This window comes from Streptomyces sp. NPDC050416 (assembly GCF_044458845.1).
Lineage (GTDB): Bacteria > Actinomycetota > Actinomycetes > Streptomycetales > Streptomycetaceae > Streptomyces.
Map to the genome: position 1 here is coordinate 324,801 of NZ_JBITII010000012.1, position 20,526 is coordinate 345,326.

Consider the following 20,526-nt stretch of genomic DNA (forward strand, 5'->3'; position numbering starts at 1 on the left):
GCCTCCCCGGTCACGTGTGGTTTCTTTCACGCACGTGACCGTAGAGGCGGTCGTGTGGCGGTAGGGGCACAGTTTGTACCACCGTGCTTAGGCGGCGAGAAGACCGAGCCTTACCGCGAGCCCTGAAGCGCGGCGCCTGCGCGCTGGAGACTTCGCCTCGGTCTCCTCCAGGATGATGCGCTTGGCGTACCCGTTGTACTTGATGGTCTCCGGTGCGGCTTCGTAGGCCTGGCTGAGCGTCGCGAGAGCCACGTCCGGCTGCCCGTCGAGCTGGTAGCCGCGAGCTGCCTCGATGCGATGGCGCGCTCGTCGCGGCCGCGACGGGATGGTGGCTGCGTCCGCGGCCGCCGCCTGCCGTACGGACTCCCCGCCGGCGTGCAGCTCGACGGCGATGGTGACAGCGTGCGCCCCCATGATGGCGCGCGAGAACGACGTGACCGGGTGGTAGTAGCTGGTGGGCAGACGGTCGGCCATGTCCTTGGCCTGATCCCAGTACCGCCAGGCTGTACCTGTCTCACCCCGGCGGGCGGCGGTGTATCCGGCTTCGAAGGTGAGAGCACCTGTGATCGCGAGGACATCGTCGCTCGCGTTCGGCAGCAGCGGTTCGAGGTACCCCAAGGTCTCCAGATTCACGGCATCGGCAGCGTCGAAGTGGGAGGGCCCACTGTCGCGGTGAGCCTGCGCGGCGAGCCACGCCGCGACACCGATCGCGTGCGGGTCCTCGGACTCCTGCGCCGCGATCAGAGCACGGTCGGACACGCGCCACAGCAGCGCCGAGTCGGGCTGGTAGGCGCAGAAGAACTGCGCGAGGGAGTACACCTCTGCGAGCACGGCCTGGGCTGCGCGCCGTTCGGGTCCGGTTTTGGCCTGCCGGGCCGTGGCCTGAGCGTCACTGATCAGATCCGGCAGCAGTTCGCCGATGACCTCGCGGTGATTGGGGGCCGAGTGACGGGCGGCCCATGCACGAGCGAGGCGGGCGCGGAGGTGCTCGGCGGGGGGTGCCTGACGCCGGTTGGTGAGAGGGAACGCATCGACAGCCGCCTTTACCTCAGGGAGACGCGGGTGGCCCGGGCCGGTGAAGAGAGCGACGTGCACGGACTGGTCTCCCGTGAGGTCGGAGAGGTCCCGTACACGGAGGATCTCGGCGATGTGGAGGATGACTTCGAGCTTGGGGGTCTTGAGACGACCCGATTCGATGCCCTTGACCCAGGAACCGGAGCGGCCGACGAGGCCTCCGAGTTGTTCGCGGGTGAGGCCCTTGCGGGTGCGCAGGATCTGGAGCCGTTGTCCGAAGACCAGCGGGTCGGCGTAGGGGTCCGGGGAAGCATCAGATGGCATGGTCTCGCCCCTTCTCTGTTCAGCGTCCACTGCCAGGGTATTGGGCCCGACCAAGGCTCTGCGTGACGAAGGGCTGACGCGGCGCAAGGACCATGCCGTGAAGGAACTCGTGAAGGCCGACAGGCTGGCGCCTGAGGAAGTGCGTGGCCGGCCGGACACGGTGAACCTTGTCAAGGACATCGTCGGCGCAGTCCCCAATCCCGGGAGCGAGTTGCGTGCGCTGGCCGAGCGCTGTGGACTCCGTGCATGACCAAGCCGGTTCTGTACCTGATCGCCTGCGCCGCAGGCCCTACCCAGTACATCGATGATGGCGTGCGTGCAGCCCACGATGACGGGTGGGAGGTGTGCCTCGTTCTCACCCCATCCGCGGCGAGTTGGTGGGAGCCGCGCATGCAGGAACTCGTGGCCCTGACCGGGCACCCAGTCCGGGTGCGGTACAAGCTGCCCTGGGAGAAAGACGTGTTACCGAAGGCGGACGCCATGCTGGTGGCGCCGATGTCGTGCACGACGCTTAACAAGTGGGGCGCGGGAATCGCGGACACCGTCGCGATCGGCATCCCGTCGGAGGCGGTGCACATGGGCGTACCTGTGGCGGCGATGCCGTACTTCAACCAGGCTCAGGGCGCACAGCCGGCGGTCGCGCGCTCGATCGCGGTGCTGCGCGAGCAGGGCGTCCTCGTTCTCGACGGTCCGGACGGGTACGAGTCGCACCCTCCGAGGCAGGGGAATCCGGAGGCGTATCCGTGGAGGAAGGCGCTCGCTGCTGTTCGGAGGCAGATCGGCGCCTGATCGGCGACCCCAAGCCTCCGGGCCCATGAAGCCGCGGTAGTGGGCGATCCCCTGCGGGCGCGGAACCGGCCTGCCTATCCCTCATCGGCCTCCTGATCGGCGACTTCGTTGGCGCGGTCGATCTCGGCCATGTGCTCCTCCGCCCAGGTCCGCAGCCCCGCAAGCGCGACTTCCAGGGACAGCCCGAGTGCGGTGAGCCGGTAGAAAACCCGCGGCGGCACGGTCGGTTCCACCCGGCGCGACACCAGCCCGTCGCGGGTCAGGCTTCGCAGCGTCACGGACAGCATCTTCTGCGAGACGCCGGGCATCCGGCGTCTGAGCTCCGCGAAGCGCACCTCGTCCGGTGCGGCGTCGGCGAGCGTCTTGACGGCCATGGACGTCCACTTCGTACCGATGCGGTCCAGCAACTGCCGCGTCGGGCAATAGGGATCGAACAGATCGCCGCGCACCCCGCGACCGGCGGGCCGGGCCCCTCGGGTGGTCACCTGTGGCTCACCACCTTCCCTGAAAGTGCCGTCTGGGCAGCGGTCTGCCGGTTACCTATCGTTCTGTGGTCACCAATGGTAACCATCCGGAGAGACGTCATGCCTGCCACCACCGCCCACCAACTGCGCCGCATCACGACGAACGGCGTCCAACTCAACGTCGCGACCGCCGGGGAGGGAGCTGCGGTTCTCCTGCTGCACGGCTTCCCGCACACCTGGCAACTCTGGAGCGGCATCATGGGCCGACTGGCCGGGCAGTACCGGGTCATCGCGCCGGACCTACGAGGCTTCGGGGCCAGTGCACGTGCCGACGAGGGCTACGACGCGGGCACCCTCGCCGCCGACGCCGAAGGGCTGCTCGACGAACTCGGCGAGCGCTCCGCAGCCGTGGTCGGCATCGACGCGGGCACCGCTCCCGCCGTCCTGCTCGCGCTGCGCCGGCCCGGCCTCGTCCGGCGCCTGGTCGTGATGGAGGCACTGCTCGGGCGCCTGCCCGGAGCAGAACAGGTCTTCGCGGGCGGCGCCCCGTGGTGGTTCGGCTTCCACGCCGTCCCCGGCCTCGCCGAGACCGTCCTGGCCGGCAACGAGGCCCCGTACATTGACTGGTTCCTCGACTCGGGGACGCTCGGGCGCGGAGTACCCGACGACATCCGTGCGGCCTTCGTCCACGCGTTCACCGGGAGCGACGCCCTGCGCTGCGCGTTCTCCTATTACCGTGCCCTGCCCACCAGCGCGCGGCAGCTCGAGGACGCCGTCGCGACGGCTCGGCTGACCATGCCCACCATGGCCGTCGGCTCCCATCCCGTCGGCACCGGGCTCGAACGCCAACTCCGTCCTATCGCCGACGACCTGGTCGGACACCATCTCCAGGACTGCGGCCACATCATCCCCCTGGACCGCCCCGACGAGTTGTTCGCACTCCTTGCTCCCTTCCTCGCCGCCGATCTGCCGTGACCTGGGGCGATGTTCCCGTCCACGACATGAAGGAACTGTCCAGGCCGCCCGCTTCATGGTCAGTGTCGTGCTCCCACGGCCTGCCTCAAGGGCGCTGCGCGTCGCCTTCGGCGATCGGTCGGTGGATTCCGGGGCTGGGCCTATCCTGAGGCCAGTCCGTTCGCCTCTTGGAAGGTCCGTTGATGACACTCGGCATGGTCCTCGGTGACGTGGTCGTCGTGACGTCGCAGGTTCGTTCACGTTCGGCCTTCCGAGGAGTTTGCCGTGTCCACGATCCACTGGGTCGAGGCTCAACCCCTTTCCGCCCGCTGGCATTCTGAGTCCGGGCTGCCCCTGCCCCGTCGGGTCGTCGTCGCCGACGACCGGATGAGGGCCGCCGTCGCCCACCGGCTGGCCTGTGAGGGCACCGCGTTGTTGTGGCGCGGGGATTTCCAGAACGCGCGGCAGTTGTTGCGCGCCATTGACCGTCGTGTCCGTGGTGCCGCGCCCGGTGCGGCGGGGACGCCCGCCGAGATCTTCCAGCTGTACCGGCGGTTTCGTGCTCACCGTGCGCGCGTGCTGGGGAAGTTGCTCGTCCTGCTGGAGGAGGGCCACAACCTGGCGCTGCGCCGGGCGCCCGATGTGAGCCGGGCGTGTGTCGAGGCGTACGGGCCGTCCGATGGTCCTGTGGCCGTCGCCCTGACCGAGCTGCTGGGCGTGATCAGTGCCCGGGAATGGCGGGAGAACGGCGTGCACGTACCGGCGCTGGACGCCCGGATCCACCCGCACTACGGGGTGTTCGCACCGACGAGGAGTGAGTACGTCGACCTGGTCGCGCGGGCGCCGTTGCCAGGCCCTGGCATGCGTACCGCGTTCGACCTCGGTACGGGCACCGGTGTGCTCGCCGCCGTGCTCGCCCGGCGGGGTGTCCGGCAGGTCGTGGCCACGGATGTCAGCGCCCGGGCGCGGGCGTGTGCCCGGGGCAACGTGGAGCGGTTGGGGCTCGGGGCGGCGGTCCGCGTCACCGGGCCCGAGCTGTATCCCGAGGGGCGCGCCGGCCTGGTGGTGTGCAACCCGCCCTGGATCCCCGCCCGCCCCGCCTCCGACCTCGACCTCGGCGTCTACGACGCGGGCGGCGGCATGCTCCGAGGGTTCCTCGACGGGCTCGCCGGTCGGCTGGAGCCGGGCGGCGAGGGCTGGCTCGTGCTGTCCGATCTGGCGGAACGGCTCGGGCTGCGCGACCGAAGCGCGTTGCTGGACGCCATCGAGACGGCGGGACTGCGGGTGGTCGGGCGGATCGAGGCCCGCCCTCGCCACTCGCGCGTGCGGGACACGGATGATCCGTTGCATGCCGTACGGGTCGCCGAGGTCACCTCGCTGTGGCGGCTGGCCGTCGCCTGACCCGTACCTGCCCGGTCAGTCCGACAGCCGCGTGAAGCGCCCTCGGTGGAAGAGCAGCGGTCCGTCCGGGTCGTCGGCTGCCGTGCCGAGGGCGTCCACCCGGCCCACCACGATGAGGTGGTCGCCGCCGGTGTGGACCGCGTGGATCGCGCAGTCGATCCAGGCGACGGCACCCGACAGACGCGGCGAGCCGGACACCGGCGCCGCGTCGTACGCCACCCCCGCGAACTTGTCCGCGCCGCTCACCGCGAAGGCGCGGCACAGCTCGCTCTGGTGGGCTCCGAGGACGTTCACGCAGAACACCCCGGCCCGGGCGATACGCGGCCAGGTCGTCGATCCGCGGCCGACCATGAAGGCGACCAGCGGCGGGTCGAGGGAGAGGGAGGTGAAGGACTGGCAGGCGAAGCCGGCGGGGGAGGTGCCGGAGGTGGTGGCGGAGGGTGCCGTGATGACGGCCACGCCTGTCGGGAAGTTCCCCAGGACGCGGCGGAATTCCGCCGGGTCGACGGGAGCGCGTTCGTCCTCGCCGACGCACCGCAGCTCGGGGCGCGGCAGCACTTCGACGGGCTCCGGCGCGGCGGTGCGGACCGACCGGAGGTAGCGGACGGCGGCTTCGGCCATTCCTGCTTGTCCCATCACACACGACATTCAAGCTGACGCAGTGTCAGATAGGAAGGGTCAGTGGCCCTTGTACAGCGGGCTGCGCCGCTCCACGAAGCTGCGTACGCCCTCCGGCGCGTCCGCCGTCGTCATGTTGATCTCCTGCGCGGCGGCCTCCGCGGCGAAGGCGGTGGCTCGGTCGGTGTCGAGGGAGGCGTTGACGAGCTGCTTGGTCAGGGCGAGGGCGCGGGTCGGGCCGGTGGCGAGGCGTTCGGCCCAGGCGCGGGACGTCTTCTCCAGGTCGGCGTCCGGGACGACCCGGTTGACCAGCCCCATCCGCTCCGCGTCGGTCGCCGTGAGCGCGTCGCCGAAGAACATCAGCTCCTTGGCGCGCTGCGGGCCGATGAGCCGGGGGAGGAGGTAGGCGCCGCCGGCGTCGGGGACCAGGCCGCGCCGTACGAACACCTCGATGAAGCGGGCGGATTCGGCCGCCAGGACCAGGTCGCAGGCGAACGCCAGGTGCGCGCCGAGGCCCGCCGCCGTGCCGTTGACCGCCGCGATCACCGGCTTCTCGCAGTCCAGGACGGCGGCGATCAGGCGCTGGGCGCCGGTGCGGAGGGTGCGGGCGACATCTCCGGGGACGCGTTCGCCGGTCGTGGCGGCGGTGTTCCGGAGGTCCGCGCCGGCGCAGAAGCCACGGCCCGTTCCGGTGAGTACGACGGCTCGTACTTCAGGCGCCCCGGACGCCTCCGACAGCAGCCGCACGATCTCGTCCCGATCGTTGGGCGTGAGGGCGTTGAGGGTCTCGGGCCGGTCGAGGGTGATGGACAGGACGTGGTCGCCCGTCGTGTGCAGAACGGCGGGTTCCGTCATCGGCTGCACACCGCCAGGGCGTCCAGCGCCACCGCGCCTTGCCCCCGGGGCAGGACCATGAGCGGGTTGATGTCCAACTCGGCCAGCTGGTCCCCGAGTTCCAGTGCCATGCGCTGTGCGCGCAGGACGACCTCGACGAGGGCGTCCAGATCCGCCGGCGGCCGGCCCCGGACCCCGTCGAGCAGTGCCCGCCCCCGCAGCCCGGCGAGCATGTCGCGCGCCTGCTCCTCACCGAACGGCGGCACCCCTACGGCGGTGTCGCGCAGGACCTCGACGAGGACCCCGCCGAGCCCGACCGTCACCGTCGGCCCGAACAGGTCGTCGTGCGTGACTCCGACGACCATCTCGACGCCGTGCTCGACCATCTGGCAGACCAGTACGCCGTCCAGCGGGACGTCCTCGTAGCGGGCGATGTCGGTCAGCTCCCGGTAGGCGTCGCGGACCTGGCTCGCCGAGGTGAGCCCGATCTTCACGAGGCCCAGTTCGGTCTTATGGGCGATCCGGGCGCCCGAGGCCTTCATCACCACCGGGTAGCCCACCAGCCCCGCCGCCCGTACGGCCGCCGCCGCGCTGGTCACCAGCTGCTCGCGCGGCACGCGGATGCCGTACGCCCGAAGCAACTGCTTCGCCGCGTGCTCGCTGAGCTGCTCGCCGGGCCGCATCAGCGCCTGGGCCTTGCGGTAGGAGGGGGAGGGGGTGCGGGGCGCGTCGTCGAAGGGGGAGCGGTAGCCGGTCGTGAAGCGGTGGTGGGCGAGGTGGGCGCGGACGGCGGTGAGGCAGTTGCCGACCGTGCGGAAGGTGGCCACGCGGGAGGAGCCGAGCAGGACCTCGCGGTAGGCCGGCTCGGTGCCGACCGGTGAGCCCCAGATCACGCACACCAGCTTGTCGGTCTGTTCCGCCGCGTCGACCAGGTCTTGGACGAGCCGGTCGCTGAGCGGGGGGAACGGCCCGGTGATCGGGCAGATGAGCACGCCCACCTCGGGGTCGTCGAGGATCGCGTCGATGATCTTCCGGCCGCGCCGGTCGCCGACCGGGTGACCGCCGTTGTCGACGGGGTTGGCGACGCTCAGGTACTCGGGTATCCACTGGTGCAGCTCGGCCTGTTTCGCCTCCGACAGGACCGGCAGCCGCAGGCCCGCCTCCGTCGCCAGGTCGGCGACGTGCGCGCCCGTGCCGCCGGAGATCGAGTAGACGACGGCCCCGTCGGCGCGCGGCGGGCGGGCCCGGGCCAACAGGGCGGCGATGTCCTGGAGTTCGTCGAGCCCGTCGACGCGGATCACGCCGTACTGCCGCAGCGCCGCGTCCACCACGGCGTCGGCGCCGGTCAGTTTGCCGGTGTGGGAGGCGGCCGTGCGGGCGCCGGTCTCGGTGCGGCCCACCTTGACGGCGACGACCGGCACGCCGCGCCGGGCGGCCCGGTCGGCGGCGAGCAGGAAGGAGCGGCCGTCCTTCAGCCCTTCCAGGTAGCAGGCGATGGCGCCGACCTCGGGCTGCTCGGCGAAGTAGGAGAGGAAGTCGGCGCTCTCCAGGTCGGCCTCGTTGCCGGTGGGCGCCCAGTGGGAGAGCCGGATGCCGAGTTCCTGGAGCGCGAAGAGGGGGCGGCCCTGGTGGCCGGACTGGGTGATCAGGGCGATCGCAGGCCCCGCCAGGTCGTCGCGGAACCGCTCGAAGGCGTTGAGGTTGGTGTTGGGGCCCAGCAGCCGCATCCCGGACCGCTCGACGGCGGCGGCCAGTCGCCGCTGGGCGGCCTCGCCCTCCGGCCCGGTCTCCGCGAACCCGGAGGCGAAGACGACCGCGAACCGGGCCTTGGCCTCGGCCAGTTCCTCGACCACGGGGAGGGGGTCGCCGACCAGCACCACGGCCAAATCGACCTGCTCGGGCAGGCCCGCGACGGAAGGACAGCAGGCCATGCCGAAGACGGATGGCCGGATCGGATGCACCGGATACAGCCGGGCCCCGACCCGTTCCGCCCAGTCGGCCAGTTGCCGTGTGATGCCGGTGTTCGGGCGTCCCTCGGCATCGGACGCGCCGATCACGGCGACGGACTGCGGGCGGAAGAAGCGGTCCAGGTCGGGTACGTCCGCGTGCAGCGGGCGCCCGCTGACATCGAGGTCTCCCGTCTGGGCCGGCCTGCCGTGCACGACGGGCCCGGACCGCTCGCCACAGGCGAGAGCCCGGGTCCGGCGGGAGTCGGTGGTGAGGGTGCCGTGGGTCGATCCAAGCATCGTTTCCGCCCGCTCCTGTGAGACAGCCGCTAACTGACGCTCTGTCAGGTTATCCGAACTGACGTGATGTCAGGAACGGTTGAGCGCGGGTGAAGTTCCCGCCGGGTGTACGTCCGTACTCCTGCCGGGTGTACGTCCGTACGCCGTGTGCCACGCTGAACCCATGAGTGAGGCCGCCTCCGGTATCCGGCTGATGACCATGAACGTGCTGGCACCGCGGTACGCCGACGGCGCGCGCCGGCGGGCGGTCCTGGCCCGCGAGATCGAGCGCCAGGACCCGGACGTGCTCGCGCTGCAGGAAGTCACCCCCGAGGACGTGGCGGCGCTCGTCGACGCCGGCTGGCATGTCGCCGAGCACCCTCGCCGGTCTCCCGACGGTGTGGGAGCCGTCCTGGCCGCCCGCCACCCCTTCGGACACACCGTGACGGACCCGCTCCAGGTGACCGAGCGCACGGCGCGCACCAGCTGGTGCGGAGTCGTCGCCGCGGAGCTACGGCTGCCCGAACCCTTCGGCACGATCCTCGTCGTGCACCACAAGCCCAGCTGGCCCTACGGCTACGAGTACGAACGGGAGTTGCAGGCGCTCGCCACCGCCCGGCTCGTGGACGGCGTCACCGCCGAACGCCCCGTGCGCCACACCGTCCTGCTCGGCGACTTCGACGCCATCCCCGAGGCCGCCAGCCTGCGCTTCTTCCAGGGGCTCCAGTCGCTCGACGGCACGAGTGTCTGCTTCCAGGACACCTGGTCGGCCGTGCACCCCAATGAACCGGGCCCCACGTTCAGCCCGGCCAACCCGCTCGTGCGGCAGGGGGACATGCCCGAGACCTCGGATCGCCGTATCGACTACATCCTGCTCCGCTGCGGCCCGCACGGCCCCACCCTGCAGGTCTCCTCATGCCGGCGGGTCCTGGTGCGCCCGGTGGACGGCGTGTACGCGAGCGACCACTACGGCCTGGTCACCGACCTGACGCTGCCCGGCCATCCCCCCGGCCGGTGGGCCTAGGCGGTGTCCCCCTGGCCCGGGAGTCGCGACACCGCCCCCGAGCCGTCCCGGGCGATGGCCTTCGCGATCTTCATCGCGTCGATCGCCATCTCGCGGAACATGCCGCTGATCGGGTTGGTGAAGCCGGTGAAGTACAGGCCGGGGGCGGTCCGCGGGCTGCGGGGGCCCTGGACGACGGGCTTCCCGCGGGCGTCGAGTACGTCGAGGTGGCCGACGAGGCCCTCCAGGGCCCGGGTGTAGCCGGTGGCCGCGACGACGGCGTCCGGGGAGAGGCGGCTGCCGTCGGCGAGGACGACCTTGCCGTCCTCGAAGCCCTCCACGGCCGCCACGACCTCCACCCTGCCCGTGCGTACGGCGTCGATCAGACCGACGTCCTGGACGGGTACGGCGCCCTCGGTGGCCCGGGTGTAGAGGCCGGTGTCGGGGCGCGGCAGGCCGTGGGCGGACAGATTGGGCACGCTCAGTCTGCCCAGCTGCCGGGCCATCCGGTCGACCAGGCCGACCGGCAGGTGCCGGGCCATGACGCCCGAGTACTGCGCGGCCCAGCCCGCAGTCGAGCGGCGCACGATGTGCGGGACGGTGCGGATGGACAGCCGTACCCGGGCGCCGCCGTCCGCCAGGTCCACGGCGATCTCGGCGCCCGTGTTGCCGGCGCCCACGACGAGGACCTCGCGCCCCGCGAAGGGCTCGGCGTTGCGGTAGGCGGACGCGTGCAGGAACTCGCCGGTGTAGGTGTCGCGGCCGGGCCAGTCGGGCACGCGGGGCGTGTGGTTGTAGCCGGTGGCGACGACGACCGCCGCGCCGGTCAGTTCCCGGCCGCCGGTGGCGTGCAGCAGCCAGCCCGTGCCGTCGGGCGCGCGCTCGACGCGGGACACCTCGACGCCGGTGACGACTTCGAGCCGGTGGTGCTCGGCGTACTTCTCCAGGTACCGCACCACGTTGTCCCGGGACACCCACCGCCCGAACCGCCGTGGCATCGGCAGCCCTGGCAGGGACGACAGCCGGCGGGTGGTGTGCAGGTGCAGCCGGTCGTAGTGGCCGCGCCAGGACGACCCGACGCGGTCGGACTTCTCCAGGACGACGGCCCGTATGCCCCGGGCCCGCAGCGCGTACGCGGCGGAGAGCCCGCCCGGGCCGCCGCCGATGACGTAGACGGGGCGGTCGGGTGTGGGGGGTGCGGGGGAGTGTGTGGGGGGTGTGGAGTCGGCCATGAGCGGGAGCGTAGCCACGGACCAGCTTGATGGGTCTCGGTCAAGACCGGAATTGGTTTCGGATTGATCACGGCTGTAGCAGGACGGGGTGGAGCCGGTGGGGCGGCGGGCCTGGTTGTGGCGAGCCGGTGATCGGTGCCGACGGATCGCGGGGTGCTGCCTCCTGCGCGGACGGGCAGTTCCGGGGCCGTGGTCCTCCTCCCGGGTGACAATCGGGGCATGGCAACGGATCTTCACGAGCTGCTGAGGTCCCTGCGGGTCTGGGACCCGCGGGTCACTCGACTGCCCCCCTTCGACCCGACGACCGCCCCCGGCACCCCGCTGCCGCTCTTCACCGAGTGGTTCACGGCGGCGGTGGCGGCCGGGCAGACCGAGCCGCACACCGTGTCGCTGGCGACCTCCGACGAGTCCGGCCTGCCCGACGTACGGATCGTCATGCTGCACGGCGCCGACGAGACCGGCTGGTCCTTCGCGTCCCACGCCGGCAGCCGCAAGGGCCGCCACCTCGGCGCCCGCCCGTACGCCGCGCTCTGCTTCTACTGGCCGGTCCTGGGCCGGCAGGTACGGGTGCGCGGCCCGGTGTCGTCGGCTCCGTCCGAGGAGGCACAGGGCGACCTGCACGCCCGCTCGACGGGCGCGCTGGCCGCGGCGCTGACCGGCCGCCAGAGCGAGATCCTGGGCTCGGTGGAGGAGATGGCACGGGCCTCGCAGGCGGCGTGGGAACGGGCCCGGAGCGAGCCCGAGGCACCCGTACCGTCCTGGACCCTGTACCGGCTGCGGCCGGACGAGGTGGAGTTCTTCCAGGGGGACGAGGCACGGCGGCACGTACGGCTCCGCTATCGGAGCACGGAGGAAGGGTGGGCCCGGGAACTGCTGTGGCCGTGAACGGACCGGGGTTACCGGGTGTTGCGCATCCCGAGAATGTAGGCCGCGGTGAGCGCGACCGCACGGTCTTCGTCATGCGACAGCTCCACGAGGGCACGTGACGCCGTGCTTCCCGGGATGTCCGCGAGCGCCTGGGTCAGCCGTCGGCGTGCGGACGATCCGACGGTGCCGTCGGCCAGGCAGTCGAGGAGCCCGGCGGCGATCCGGTCCGCCGACGCCGGACGACTCGCCAGCGCGCTCAGCGCGTCGGCCGCGTCGACGTCGTTCGCCTCCTCGACGATCATGTCGATGAGCGTGGGCACCGCGTCGGCCATGCCACGTGCCCCGAGCGCCACTGCCGCGTACCTGCGGACCACGAGGTCGGGGTGGGCGAGGGCGTCCCGCAGCAGTGCGGTCGCCTGACCGTCCGGGAGCTCCGCGAGGGACTGGACGGCACGTTCGCGCACCTCGGCCGACGGTGAACCGAGGCCCTCCGCCAGCAGCGCCGGTGCGCCGTCGCCCGATCGCGCCAGAGCCCATCGAAGGGCCCCGGCGACGTTCGGGTCGGTCTCGCTCAGCACCGCCTCGACCAGCGCTTCCACCGGCACCGGAACCTCGTCGACGCAGGACAGGGCCGCGCGTTGGCGCGCCCCGGCGCTCTTCGACCCCAACCCCTGCAGAAGCGCGACGACCTGGAGGACGTCCTCCCAGGCGGCCGGTTCCGCGGCACCGATCCGGCACAGTCGCGTGAGCAGCTCGGTCTCGGCCGCGATGCGTTCCCGCGTCCGGTGGATGAGGTCGTCGACGAGTTCCGAGGGCGTGAAGCCGGGATCATCGAGCGCGCGCCCGACTTCCCGCAGCGACAGCCCGAGCGACCGCAGGCTCTCGATGTGGAAGATCCGCCGGACGTCCTCGCCGGAGTACTCGCGATAACCGGCGTCCGTACGACCCGTGGGCCGCACCAGGCCGAGCGATTCGTAGTGCCTGAGCATGCGGGCACTGACCCCCGACCTCCGTGCCACATCACCGATCAGCACTGCCCGTCATCCCTCCTGGCGGGTCGGGCCGAGAGCGACGACGCGCTTCGCCTCCTCGACCGCGAACCCGAACCCGGCATCCGGGTCGCGCAACAGCCGTTCCGTGGCGAGCGCGTGCGCACGCACGCCGGGGTCGGGGTCCGCCGTCGCCGCGCGCAGGCTCGGCATGATCCTCTCACCGAGCGCGACCAGCGCCCGGCTGAGACTCAACCGCGTCTCACGCCCGCCGCGCCCCAACTGGGTCACCAGCACTCCGGCCAGCTCGGACTCCCCGCCTTCGGGCAGGAGAACGACCGCCGCCCGCCAGGCGCTCCGCGCCACCTCGTCGTCGGCATCGGTCAGCAGCGCCCGCGTGATCGCCGGCCACGCCCGCCGGTCCCCGATCTTCGACAGCGTGTGCAACGCCTGGCTCCGCGCCTGCGCCTGCTCCGAGCGGAGTTCCTCGAGCAGCTCCGGGACCGTCATCGACGCCGGGTGGCGGGTGAGCGCCCAGGTGAGCATCTCGCGGACGGAGAACTCCGGCTCGACCGCGCACCGTTCGACGAGCTTGCCGACGAACCGCGGATCGGGGGCCGTGCCGACCGCCAGCGCCGCCCGCAGCCGCACGGACGCGCTGCTGTCCTCCAGATCCTGCAGGTCCTGAAGACCTCTCATCGGGACCACCTCCTCGCCACAGTGAAGGCCTTGTCACTGTGGCAAGGTCAAGCGGGCGCGGACTTCGTGGATCAACCTCGTGGATCAAGGGACCCCCCCGCCCCGTCGGGGGCTACGTGAAGTCGTACACCGCGAAGTCCGCCACCGGCCGGTACCCGATGCGCTGGTACAGGCCGTTGCTGGTCGGGTTCGAAAGGTCCGTGAAGAGGAGCACCTCCCGCGCTCCGGCGGCCAGGGCGGCGCGGCTGACCTCGGCCGTGGCGGCGCCCGCGTAGCCGCGGCCGCGCAGGTGGGGCGGGGTGTAGACCGGGGCGACGCGGATCTGGCCGGCGACCTGAGGGGTCCTTCCGGCCATGGCGGCCGGGGTGCCGTCGGGCGTCTCCCAGAACGTGATGCCGCCCTGCTCGATGCGGGCGTCCGCCCACTCGCCGGCGTCCCGGAAGACGCCCGAGCCGACGGCTGCGACGAACTCGTCGTGCCAGCGGATGAGGTGCTCCCGGTCCGCCCGGCCGGCGATGCGGGGACCGCCGGGCGGCAGGGGACGGGGCACGGTCAGGGTGCCGAGCCGGTAGAGCCGGTTGCGCTCCCGGAGGGTGACCGTGGCGCCCGTGCGCCGCTGCCAGGCCTCGGCGAAGGCGGTGGCGGTGTCGCGGTCGGCGTGCACGCCGGGCAGGCGTTGCCCGAGGGCGGCCAGCCGTGCGGCCAGCGCATCGGCCTCCTCGGCCGTCAGGACGGTGAGGTTCAGCCGGTGCGGCGGTGTGCGGAAGAACGTCGCCCGGACCGCGCCGTCCTGTTCCAGCATGCCGAACTCCGGGACTCCGTCGCCGTAGACGTGCGGGCCGCGCGTGCGCAGGTTCTCCGTGACGGTCAACGGGAGCGTGTGCAGACCCGGTTGCGAGCGCAGGAAGGCGTCGGCCCGGGTCAGGAAGGCGTCGAGATCCTGGGTGAGGTGCCAGTCGTCGGTGCGCATGTCTCATGGTGCCGCCCGGGCCCCGGCTCATGCCTCGGAATTACTCCCCGGGCCCCCGGCGCGCACCCGGTTCCGCGTCCGGTTGCTCGTCCGGTTCCGCGTCCGGTTCGGGATCCGTCGCCAGCCGTGCGTGCAGGTGGGCGTCCCGGAACGCGTCGTGCCGGGCCTCCTCGAAGATCGCCCCGCGCAGGGTCCCCTCGTACGCGAACCCGCACCGCTCGGCGATCCGGCAGGAGGCGTCGTGGCCGACGGCGTGGTCCAGTTCCAGCCGGTGCAGGCCGAGTTCGGTGAGGGCCCAGTGGGCGGTGAGCAGCAGGGCCCGGGTGGCGACGCCCCGGCCGCGGGCCTCGGGGAGCACCCAGTAGCCGACGCGGGCGACCTTCAGGTGATACTTGATCTCATTGACGCCGATGTGACCCAGGGCGGTGCCGCTGCGGGCGTCCGCGATCCGGAACGACAGGGACGTGCCCTCCGTCGCGCTCTGGGCGCGCGCGAGCAGCGACTCCCGGGCGCTCGTCCGGTCCGTGACCAGCCGCAGCGGGGTGTTCCAGCGCCGGAACTCCGGGTCCCGCATACCGCGCAGCCAGGTCTCGACGTCGGCGCCGGACGTGGGGTCCCAGGGGCGGAGATGGAGGCCGCGGCCGTGGATTTCCGGGAGGGGGCCGGTCAGGGACCGGTCGCGTATGGGGGCCATGGGGCCATTCAAGCGCGTGGGGCGGCGCTGTTCACCCGTCGGCCGGGCCCGGCACGACCCGGAACACGGGGATCCCGTCCCGGAACGCAACCTCCAGTTCCGCCCCGGCGCACAGCTCGCCGGTCGGTGGTTCCTCCGTCGGTGGTTCCTCCGTCGGCGGTTCCCTCGTCGGCGGTTCCCTCGTCGGCGGTTCTCCCGTCGGACGTTCTCCCGTCGGGGGTTCTCCCGCCCCCACGACCTCCGTCATCATCCGCGGCCCCTCGGCGAGGTCGACCACGGCGGCGACGTACGGGGTGCGTTCCGCGAAGGGCGGCAGGTCGTTGCGGTGGACGACGGACCAGGTGTAGAGGGTGGCGCGGCCGCTCGCGGGCTCCCAGGCGACGTCCTCGCTCCAGCAGTGGGGGCAGAACTCGCGCGGATAGTGGTGGGCCCGGCCGCAGGCCCGGCAGCGACGGATCAGCAGCCGGCCCTCGGCGGCGGCGTCCCAGTACGTCCGGGTGAAGGCGTCCGGCTCGGGCCGGTCGAACCGCCCGGCCATCAGAACAGCCCCAGCGCGCTGTCGAGCGACCAGGTCTGCCAGGACATCCCGAACAGGCCGACCACCGACATCAGCGCCATCATCGAGTTCTGCCCCTGCTCGGCCACTTCGTGGATCATGAGGGTGAAGTAGAGGGTGTTGAGGAGGAACCCGCCGGCCAGGGCGATCGGGGTGAGGAAGCCGGTGATCAGGCCCAGTCCGAGGGCGAGTTCCGCGTAGACGACGACGTACGCCATCGCGCGTGGGTGGGGCGCGACGACTCTGTCGAAGCCCGACCGTACGGCGCTCCAGCGGTGCTCGGCCGCTATCCCGGCCGCCCAGGTGATGCCGGTGCCGCGTGCGAACCAGGCCTTGCGGTCCTTGTGCCGCCAGCTCTCCAGCCACCACAGCCCGAGCCCGATCCGCAGCACGGCCAGCCATTCCGCTCCGCTGAGCCAGATCGTGTCCATGCCCATGCTCCCGCCGCCCGACACCTTATCTGACGGTACGTCAGATAAGATGCGGGGAACAGGCCTTGTCGCGACCCAGATGCCATGGCTGCCCCAGCGTGACGGCTCGGAAGAGAGGCCACTCGCGCAGGCGCCGGGTCAGGAACGGATGGTGCGTCGTGGCCCGGGTCATCATCTCGGCCCAAGGCTCGTAGGCAGGTCGGGGTGGAGTACCACCCCGACACACCGCAGGAGGAACCCGGGCCTACCTGAGCGCGCTGGAGCAGGTGACCGACGTCGACGAGGCCGGCATGGTCAGCGACGTACTCACCGACCCGGACTCAGTTCGCCGTCCTGCGGCACCTTGACCGCCGAGCCGCCGCGCCGCGAACGCGGGCCTACTCGGTGACCGTCAAAGGATCATTCAGCTGATCTACTGTGGGTCATGCCGTTGTTGCTGCTGGACTTGGACAACACTCTCGTCGACCGTGACGCGGCCTTCCGTGCCGCCGTCTCCGACTTCCTCGCCGAGTACGGGCTGCCCGCCTCCGACCTCGCCTGGGTGATGGCCACCGACGCCGGCGGCTACACCGCACGTCACGACGTCGCCACGGCCCTGACCGACCGGTACGGCGACGCGGTGCCCACCGCCGCCGTCCGTGCTCTGCTCGACACCGGCGCCGCCGATCGCGTCGTCCTGGCGCAGACCGCGCGCGACGCGCTGCTCAAAGCGCAGGCGGACGGCTGGACGTGCGTCATCGTCACCAACGGGCGCACGGTCCAGCAGGAGGCGAAGATCAGGAACACCGGGCTCGATCAGCTCGTCCAGGGTTGGGTCGTCTCCGAAGGCGTCGGCCACAAGAAGCCGGCCCCCGAGATCTTCCAGGCGGCAGCCGCCCTCGTCGGCCTCCCCCTGCCGGGCGCGTGGGTCATCGGCGATTCACCGCACGCCGACATCGCGGGCGCCGACGCGCTCGGTCTGCGGTGTGTGTGGGTGTCGGACGGACGTGTCTGGACAGAGGACTCCTACCGGCCCACTCATGTCGCGGACGACGTCGCCTCCGCGATCGACCACGCCATCAGCCGGCGGCCCTCCCCGCCTCCTCCCGCGCGCGCAACTCCCCGTGGAGACGGGCGAACACCGCGCACACCAACGCCCACGCGGCGGCGGTGACCAGCGTGCCCAGGCCGGGGCGCGCCGGCGTGCGCGGCGGGTCAGCACCCAGGGGCGGTGCAAGGCGACGAACTGGGAACGGCCCTCCAGCACCGTCTCGGCCGTGGCGAGCGACAGGCGGAAGTACAGCGGCGGGCCGAGGCACCCGACGGCGATCGGCCGATCACCCCACCCCCAGCACCACCGTCCCCGAAGAACAGAACCACCCCCCCGTCCCGGACACCACCCCCAGCCGCGGCAGCGCCCCGTCGGCGCCCCGTCGCACCTGCCGCTCCCCGCCCTCTCCCCGCAACTGCCGTACCGCCTCCACCAGCAGGAACAACCCCCGCATCCCCGGGTGCTGCGCCGACAGCCCGCCCCCGTCGGTGTTCACCGGGAGGCCCCCGCCCCCGACCCGCAGCCGGCCCTTCTCCACGAACGCCCCGCCCTCGCCCTTCCCGCAGAAGCCGAGGTCCTCCAGCGTCACCAGGGTCATGTAGGTGAACGCGTCGTAGATCTCCGCGAAGTCCATCTCGTCCGGCCGTACGCCCGCTCGCTCGAAGGCCAGCCGTCCGCTCACCGCCGCCGGGGACACCGTGAAGTCCGCCCACTCGGACATCGCCGCGTGCGAGACGTACTCCCCGCTGCCCAGCACCCACACCGGCGGCGTACGGCAGTCCCGTACGTACTCCTCCGCCGCCAGCAGCACCGCCGCCCCGCCGTCGGAACGCACGCAGCAGTGCAGCTTGGTGAAGGGGTCGGCGATCATCGGCCCGGCCAGGACCTCGTCCACCGTGACGGGGGTGCGGAACATCGCCTCCGGGTTCAGGGCCGCGTTGGCCCGGGCCTGGACCGCCACCTGAGCCAACTGCTCGATCGTCGTGCCGTACTCGATCATGTGGCGGCGGGCCGCCATGGCGTACTTGGCGATCAAGGTGTGGCCGTAGGGGACTTCGAACTGCAGGGGGCCGCGCGTGCCGAAGGACAGCGTTCCGGTGCGGCGGCCCGCCCGTACGTCCGCGCGGGCCGTCGAGCCGTAGGCGAGCAGCACCACGCGCGCGTGCCCGGCCGCGATCGCGTCCGCCGCGTGGGCCGCCATGACCTCCCAGGTGGAGCCGCCGACGGAGGTGGAGTCGACCCAGGTGGGGCGCAGGCCCAGGTACTCGGCGACCTCGACGGGGGCCAGGGTGCCCAGGCCCGCCGAGGCGAAGCCGTCGACCAGCGAGCGGTCCAGGCCCGCGTCGGCCAGGGCGCGCCGGGCCGCCTGGGCGTGCAGCGCGTACGAGGTCGCGTCGTCCACGCGGCCGCAGTCCGAGAGGGCCACGCCCACGACGGCCACTTTCCTCCGGGCAACCATGAACCTGACGGTACATCAGGTAACCCGCGGCACAAGCCCCCCGACCTCTGGGCATCTCCGCCCCTCCGACCTAATATGACGGACCGTCAGATGCGGAGGTGCTACCCCCATGGACGCCCGCTTCACCCCCGAACAGGACGAGATCCGCCGCACCCTGCGCGAACTGCTCCACAAGCGATGCGGCCCCGAGGAGCGGCGGGCCGCCACCGGCACCCCGACCGGGCACGACCCGGCCCTGTGGACCGCCCTCGCCGAACAGCTCGGCCTGCCCGGACTGGCCCTGCCCGAGCCCTATGGCGGCGTCGGCTGCTCGGTCACCGAGCTGGCCCTGGCCTGCGAGGAGACGGGCCGGGCCCTCGCCCCCTCCCCGCTGCTCGCGACGGCCGTCCTCACCGCCCCGCTGCTGCTCGCCCTCGGCGCCGACGCCCAGCGGGCCGCCCTCCTCCCGCGGATCGCCTCCGGGACCCTCACCGCGGCCCTCGCGATACCGGGCCCCGCCCTCGCCACCGCCCTCGGACTCACCGGCCACGACCCGCGTGGGGAATGGGCCGGCGGCGGGCGGGCCGGGGGCGTACAGGCCCGGCGGGCCGACGGCGGCTGGCGGCTGTACGGGCAGGTCGACCAGGTCCTCGACGGGCACAACGCCCAGCTGCTCGCGGTGGCCGCGCACACCGGCGGCTTCGCCCGCTCCCGTGTCCTGCTCTTCCTCGTACGCGGTGACGCGGCCGGTGTCACCCGCGTACGGCAGACCACGCTGGACAGCACCCGTCCGCAAGCCCGCGTCCAACTACGCGACACGACCGCCGACCTGCTGGGCAGCGCGGACGCCGACGCACTCCCCGCCCTCGCCCGGCTCGGCGACGCCGTGGCCGCCTGTCTCGCCGCCGAGGCCGTCGGAGCCGCCGACCGGGTGCTGGAGCGGACCGTCGAGTACGTCGGGCAGCGCGAGCAGTTCGGGCGGCCGGTCGGTTCCTTCCAGGCGGTCAAACACCGGCTGGCCGATGTGTACGTCCAGGTGCAGGCGGCCCGCTCGGCGGCGTACTACGCGGCCTGGGCGGTCTCCCATGGCGAGCCGGCCGGCGGTCTCGCGCTCGCCCAGGCGCTCCAGGCCCTGCGCTCGGCCGCCGCCGAGGGGATCCAGCTGCACGGCGGCATCGGTTTCACCTGGGAGCACGAGGTTCACCTGTACTTCAAGCGTGCCGCGGGCGACGAGCTGCTGTTCGGGCCGGTGCACCGGCTGCGGGCGCACGCCGCCGACGTGGCGCATGTCCTCGAGGAGGCCGGCCGATGAGAGGCGTGCGGTTCGTGCAGAAGGTGTCCTCCACCCGGGGGTTCGCGCGTGTGGCGCCGTACGTCTTCCCGGCCCTGGACCGGGCCGTGCACCGGCTCACCCGCGGAAAGGTGCTGCTCAGCGCCCAGCTCCTGCCGGGGGTGGTGCTGACCTCGACCGGGGCGAAGAGCGGCCTGCCCCGTCGTACGCCGCTGGCCTGTATGCCGGAGGACGGCGGACGCAGCTGGATCCTCGTCGGCTCGAACTTCGGGCGGCCGGGACATCCCGCCTGGAGCCACAACCTGCTGGCGCACCCGGACGCCCGCATCAGCTGGAAGGGCCAGGACATCCCCGCCACGGCCCGGCTGCTGGAGGGGGCCGAGCGGGCGGCGGCCTGGCAGGCCGTGCTGACGTTCTGGCCGCCGTACGCCGCCTATCAGGCGCGGGTGGAGCGGGAGATCCGGCTGTTCAGGGTCGTACGACGGTAGAAAGCCGCGCATCGCGCCACGGCGGAATGCGCACATCGTACGACGGCGGAAAGCGCGCATCGTACGACGGCGGAAAGCGCGACAGGCGGCGGGGCCCCCCGGGGGGCCCCCCCCCGCCCCCCCCGCCCGGGGTACGGGGAAAAGGGGCGGGGGCCGCCCGCCCGGCGACGTGCTGGGGGTGCCGCCCCGGACGCCCCCCGGTTCCAACACCGCCC

General features: G+C 72.4%; 22 protein-coding genes. 9 read left to right on the top strand and 13 right to left on the bottom strand.

The genetic code is table 11. From position 1 onward, the window contains the following. Nucleotides 1-87: 87 nt before the first annotated feature. On the bottom strand, nt 88-1,338 hold the full coding sequence (locus ACIBL4_RS32980; protein WP_399415432.1) for a helix-turn-helix domain-containing protein: 1,251 nt from the start codon (nt 1,336-1,338) through the stop codon (nt 88-90). 97 nt (nt 1,339-1,435) lie between these two features. Between ACIBL4_RS32980 and ACIBL4_RS32985 the strand changes: the two genes are divergently transcribed. After that, nucleotides 1,436-1,588 (top strand): hypothetical protein, encoded by a 153-nt coding sequence (locus tag ACIBL4_RS32985; RefSeq protein ID WP_399415433.1) that lies wholly within the window; start codon nt 1,436-1,438, stop codon nt 1,586-1,588. After that, a complete protein-coding gene (locus ACIBL4_RS32990; RefSeq protein WP_399415434.1) occupies nt 1,585-2,127 on the top strand; it encodes a flavoprotein in 543 nt (180 codons plus the stop codon). Before ACIBL4_RS32985 ends, ACIBL4_RS32990 begins: the two co-directional genes overlap by 4 nt. Nucleotides 2,128-2,201: 74 nt before the next feature. On the opposite strand, the gene ACIBL4_RS32995 is transcribed toward ACIBL4_RS32990, so the two are convergent. Beyond that, the gene (locus tag ACIBL4_RS32995) at nt 2,202-2,612 is read right to left on the bottom strand and encodes a winged helix-turn-helix transcriptional regulator (RefSeq protein WP_399415435.1); all 411 of its coding nucleotides are present in this window, start codon (nt 2,610-2,612) and stop codon (nt 2,202-2,204) included. A gap of 99 nt (nt 2,613-2,711) precedes the next feature. On the opposite strand from ACIBL4_RS32995, the gene ACIBL4_RS33000 reads away from it, so the two are divergent. Next, complete coding sequence (locus ACIBL4_RS33000) at nt 2,712-3,566, top strand: alpha/beta fold hydrolase (RefSeq protein ID WP_399415436.1); 855 nt, start codon at nt 2,712-2,714, stop codon at nt 3,564-3,566. 264 nt (nt 3,567-3,830) lie between these two features. Next, nucleotides 3,831-4,946, top strand: a complete 1,116-nt coding sequence (locus tag ACIBL4_RS33005; RefSeq protein ID WP_399415437.1) for a methyltransferase — start codon at nt 3,831-3,833, stop codon at nt 4,944-4,946. A 15-nt stretch (nt 4,947-4,961) separates the two neighbouring features. On the opposite strand, the gene ACIBL4_RS33010 is transcribed toward ACIBL4_RS33005, so the two are convergent. From ACIBL4_RS33010 to ACIBL4_RS33020, 3 genes are read right to left on the bottom strand one after another with little or no spacing between them, the layout of a single operon-like run. Then, a complete protein-coding gene (locus tag ACIBL4_RS33010; RefSeq protein WP_399415438.1) occupies nt 4,962-5,567 on the bottom strand; it encodes a flavin reductase family protein in 606 nt (201 codons plus the stop codon). Between the two features lie 57 nt (nt 5,568-5,624). After that, nucleotides 5,625-6,419, bottom strand: coding sequence for an enoyl-CoA hydratase/isomerase family protein (locus tag ACIBL4_RS33015; RefSeq protein WP_399415439.1), 795 nt, complete (start codon nt 6,417-6,419; stop codon nt 5,625-5,627). Then, nucleotides 6,416-8,644, bottom strand: coding sequence for an acetate--CoA ligase family protein (locus tag ACIBL4_RS33020; RefSeq protein ID WP_399415440.1), 2,229 nt, complete (start codon nt 8,642-8,644; stop codon nt 6,416-6,418). Before ACIBL4_RS33020 ends, ACIBL4_RS33015 begins: the two co-directional genes overlap by 4 nt. A 163-nt stretch (nt 8,645-8,807) precedes the next feature. On the opposite strand from ACIBL4_RS33020, the gene ACIBL4_RS33025 reads away from it, so the two are divergent. Continuing rightward, nucleotides 8,808-9,647 (top strand): endonuclease/exonuclease/phosphatase family protein, encoded by an 840-nt coding sequence (locus ACIBL4_RS33025; RefSeq protein WP_399415441.1) that lies wholly within the window; start codon nt 8,808-8,810, stop codon nt 9,645-9,647. Here the strand turns inward: ACIBL4_RS33025 and ACIBL4_RS33030 are convergent. Then, on the bottom strand, nt 9,644-10,858 hold the full coding sequence (locus ACIBL4_RS33030; protein WP_399415442.1) for a flavin-containing monooxygenase: 1,215 nt from the start codon (nt 10,856-10,858) through the stop codon (nt 9,644-9,646). The two genes, ACIBL4_RS33025 and ACIBL4_RS33030, sit on opposite strands and share 4 nt — an antisense overlap. Before the next feature lie 219 nt (nt 10,859-11,077). On the opposite strand from ACIBL4_RS33030, the gene ACIBL4_RS33035 reads away from it, so the two are divergent. Beyond that, complete coding sequence (locus ACIBL4_RS33035; RefSeq protein WP_399415443.1) at nt 11,078-11,743, top strand: pyridoxal 5'-phosphate synthase; 666 nt, start codon at nt 11,078-11,080, stop codon at nt 11,741-11,743. Between the two features lie 11 nt (nt 11,744-11,754). On the opposite strand, the gene ACIBL4_RS33040 is transcribed toward ACIBL4_RS33035, so the two are convergent. The 6 genes from ACIBL4_RS33040 to ACIBL4_RS33065 all read right to left on the bottom strand — a co-directional run bounded on the left by ACIBL4_RS33040 (nt 11,755) and on the right by ACIBL4_RS33065 (nt 16,064). Beyond that, nucleotides 11,755-12,759 carry a HEAT repeat domain-containing protein gene (locus tag ACIBL4_RS33040; RefSeq protein WP_399415444.1) on the bottom strand — a complete coding sequence of 335 codons (1,005 nt, stop codon included), beginning with the start codon at nt 12,757-12,759 and terminating at the stop codon, nt 11,755-11,757. A 6-nt stretch (nt 12,760-12,765) separates the two neighbouring features. Further along, nucleotides 12,766-13,413, bottom strand: coding sequence for a HEAT repeat domain-containing protein (locus tag ACIBL4_RS33045; protein WP_399415446.1), 648 nt, complete (start codon nt 13,411-13,413; stop codon nt 12,766-12,768). A 112-nt stretch (nt 13,414-13,525) separates the two neighbouring features. Then, nucleotides 13,526-14,383: a GNAT family N-acetyltransferase gene (locus ACIBL4_RS33050; protein ID WP_399415447.1), complete on the bottom strand. Its 858-nt coding sequence runs from the start codon at nt 14,381-14,383 to the stop codon at nt 13,526-13,528. A gap of 40 nt (nt 14,384-14,423) precedes the next feature. After that, on the bottom strand, nt 14,424-15,077 hold the full coding sequence (locus tag ACIBL4_RS33055; RefSeq protein WP_399415448.1) for a GNAT family N-acetyltransferase: 654 nt from the start codon (nt 15,075-15,077) through the stop codon (nt 14,424-14,426). Between the two features lie 31 nt (nt 15,078-15,108). Further along, on the bottom strand, nt 15,109-15,615 hold the full coding sequence (locus ACIBL4_RS33060) for a Zn-ribbon domain-containing OB-fold protein (protein ID WP_399415449.1): 507 nt from the start codon (nt 15,613-15,615) through the stop codon (nt 15,109-15,111). Next, complete coding sequence (locus tag ACIBL4_RS33065) at nt 15,615-16,064, bottom strand: DoxX family protein (protein WP_399415450.1); 450 nt, start codon at nt 16,062-16,064, stop codon at nt 15,615-15,617. Before ACIBL4_RS33065 ends, ACIBL4_RS33060 begins: the two co-directional genes overlap by 1 nt. A gap of 424 nt (nt 16,065-16,488) precedes the next feature. Between ACIBL4_RS33065 and ACIBL4_RS33070 the strand changes: the two genes are divergently transcribed. Next, nucleotides 16,489-17,217, top strand: a complete 729-nt coding sequence (locus tag ACIBL4_RS33070; protein WP_399415451.1) for an HAD family hydrolase — start codon at nt 16,489-16,491, stop codon at nt 17,215-17,217. Nucleotides 17,218-17,380: 163 nt separating this feature from the next. Here ACIBL4_RS33070 and ACIBL4_RS33075 read toward each other — a convergent pair whose 3' ends face one another. Continuing rightward, complete coding sequence (locus ACIBL4_RS33075) at nt 17,381-18,553, bottom strand: thiolase C-terminal domain-containing protein (RefSeq protein WP_399415452.1); 1,173 nt, start codon at nt 18,551-18,553, stop codon at nt 17,381-17,383. A gap of 109 nt (nt 18,554-18,662) precedes the next feature. On the opposite strand from ACIBL4_RS33075, the gene ACIBL4_RS33080 reads away from it, so the two are divergent. After that, nucleotides 18,663-19,844 carry an acyl-CoA dehydrogenase family protein gene (locus ACIBL4_RS33080; protein ID WP_399415453.1) on the top strand — a complete coding sequence of 394 codons (1,182 nt, stop codon included), beginning with the start codon at nt 18,663-18,665 and terminating at the stop codon, nt 19,842-19,844. Continuing rightward, nucleotides 19,841-20,311, top strand: coding sequence for a nitroreductase family deazaflavin-dependent oxidoreductase (locus ACIBL4_RS33085; RefSeq protein WP_399415454.1), 471 nt, complete (start codon nt 19,841-19,843; stop codon nt 20,309-20,311). The genes ACIBL4_RS33080 and ACIBL4_RS33085 overlap by 4 nt, the downstream gene beginning before the upstream one ends. Nucleotides 20,312-20,526 lie beyond the last annotated feature (215 nt).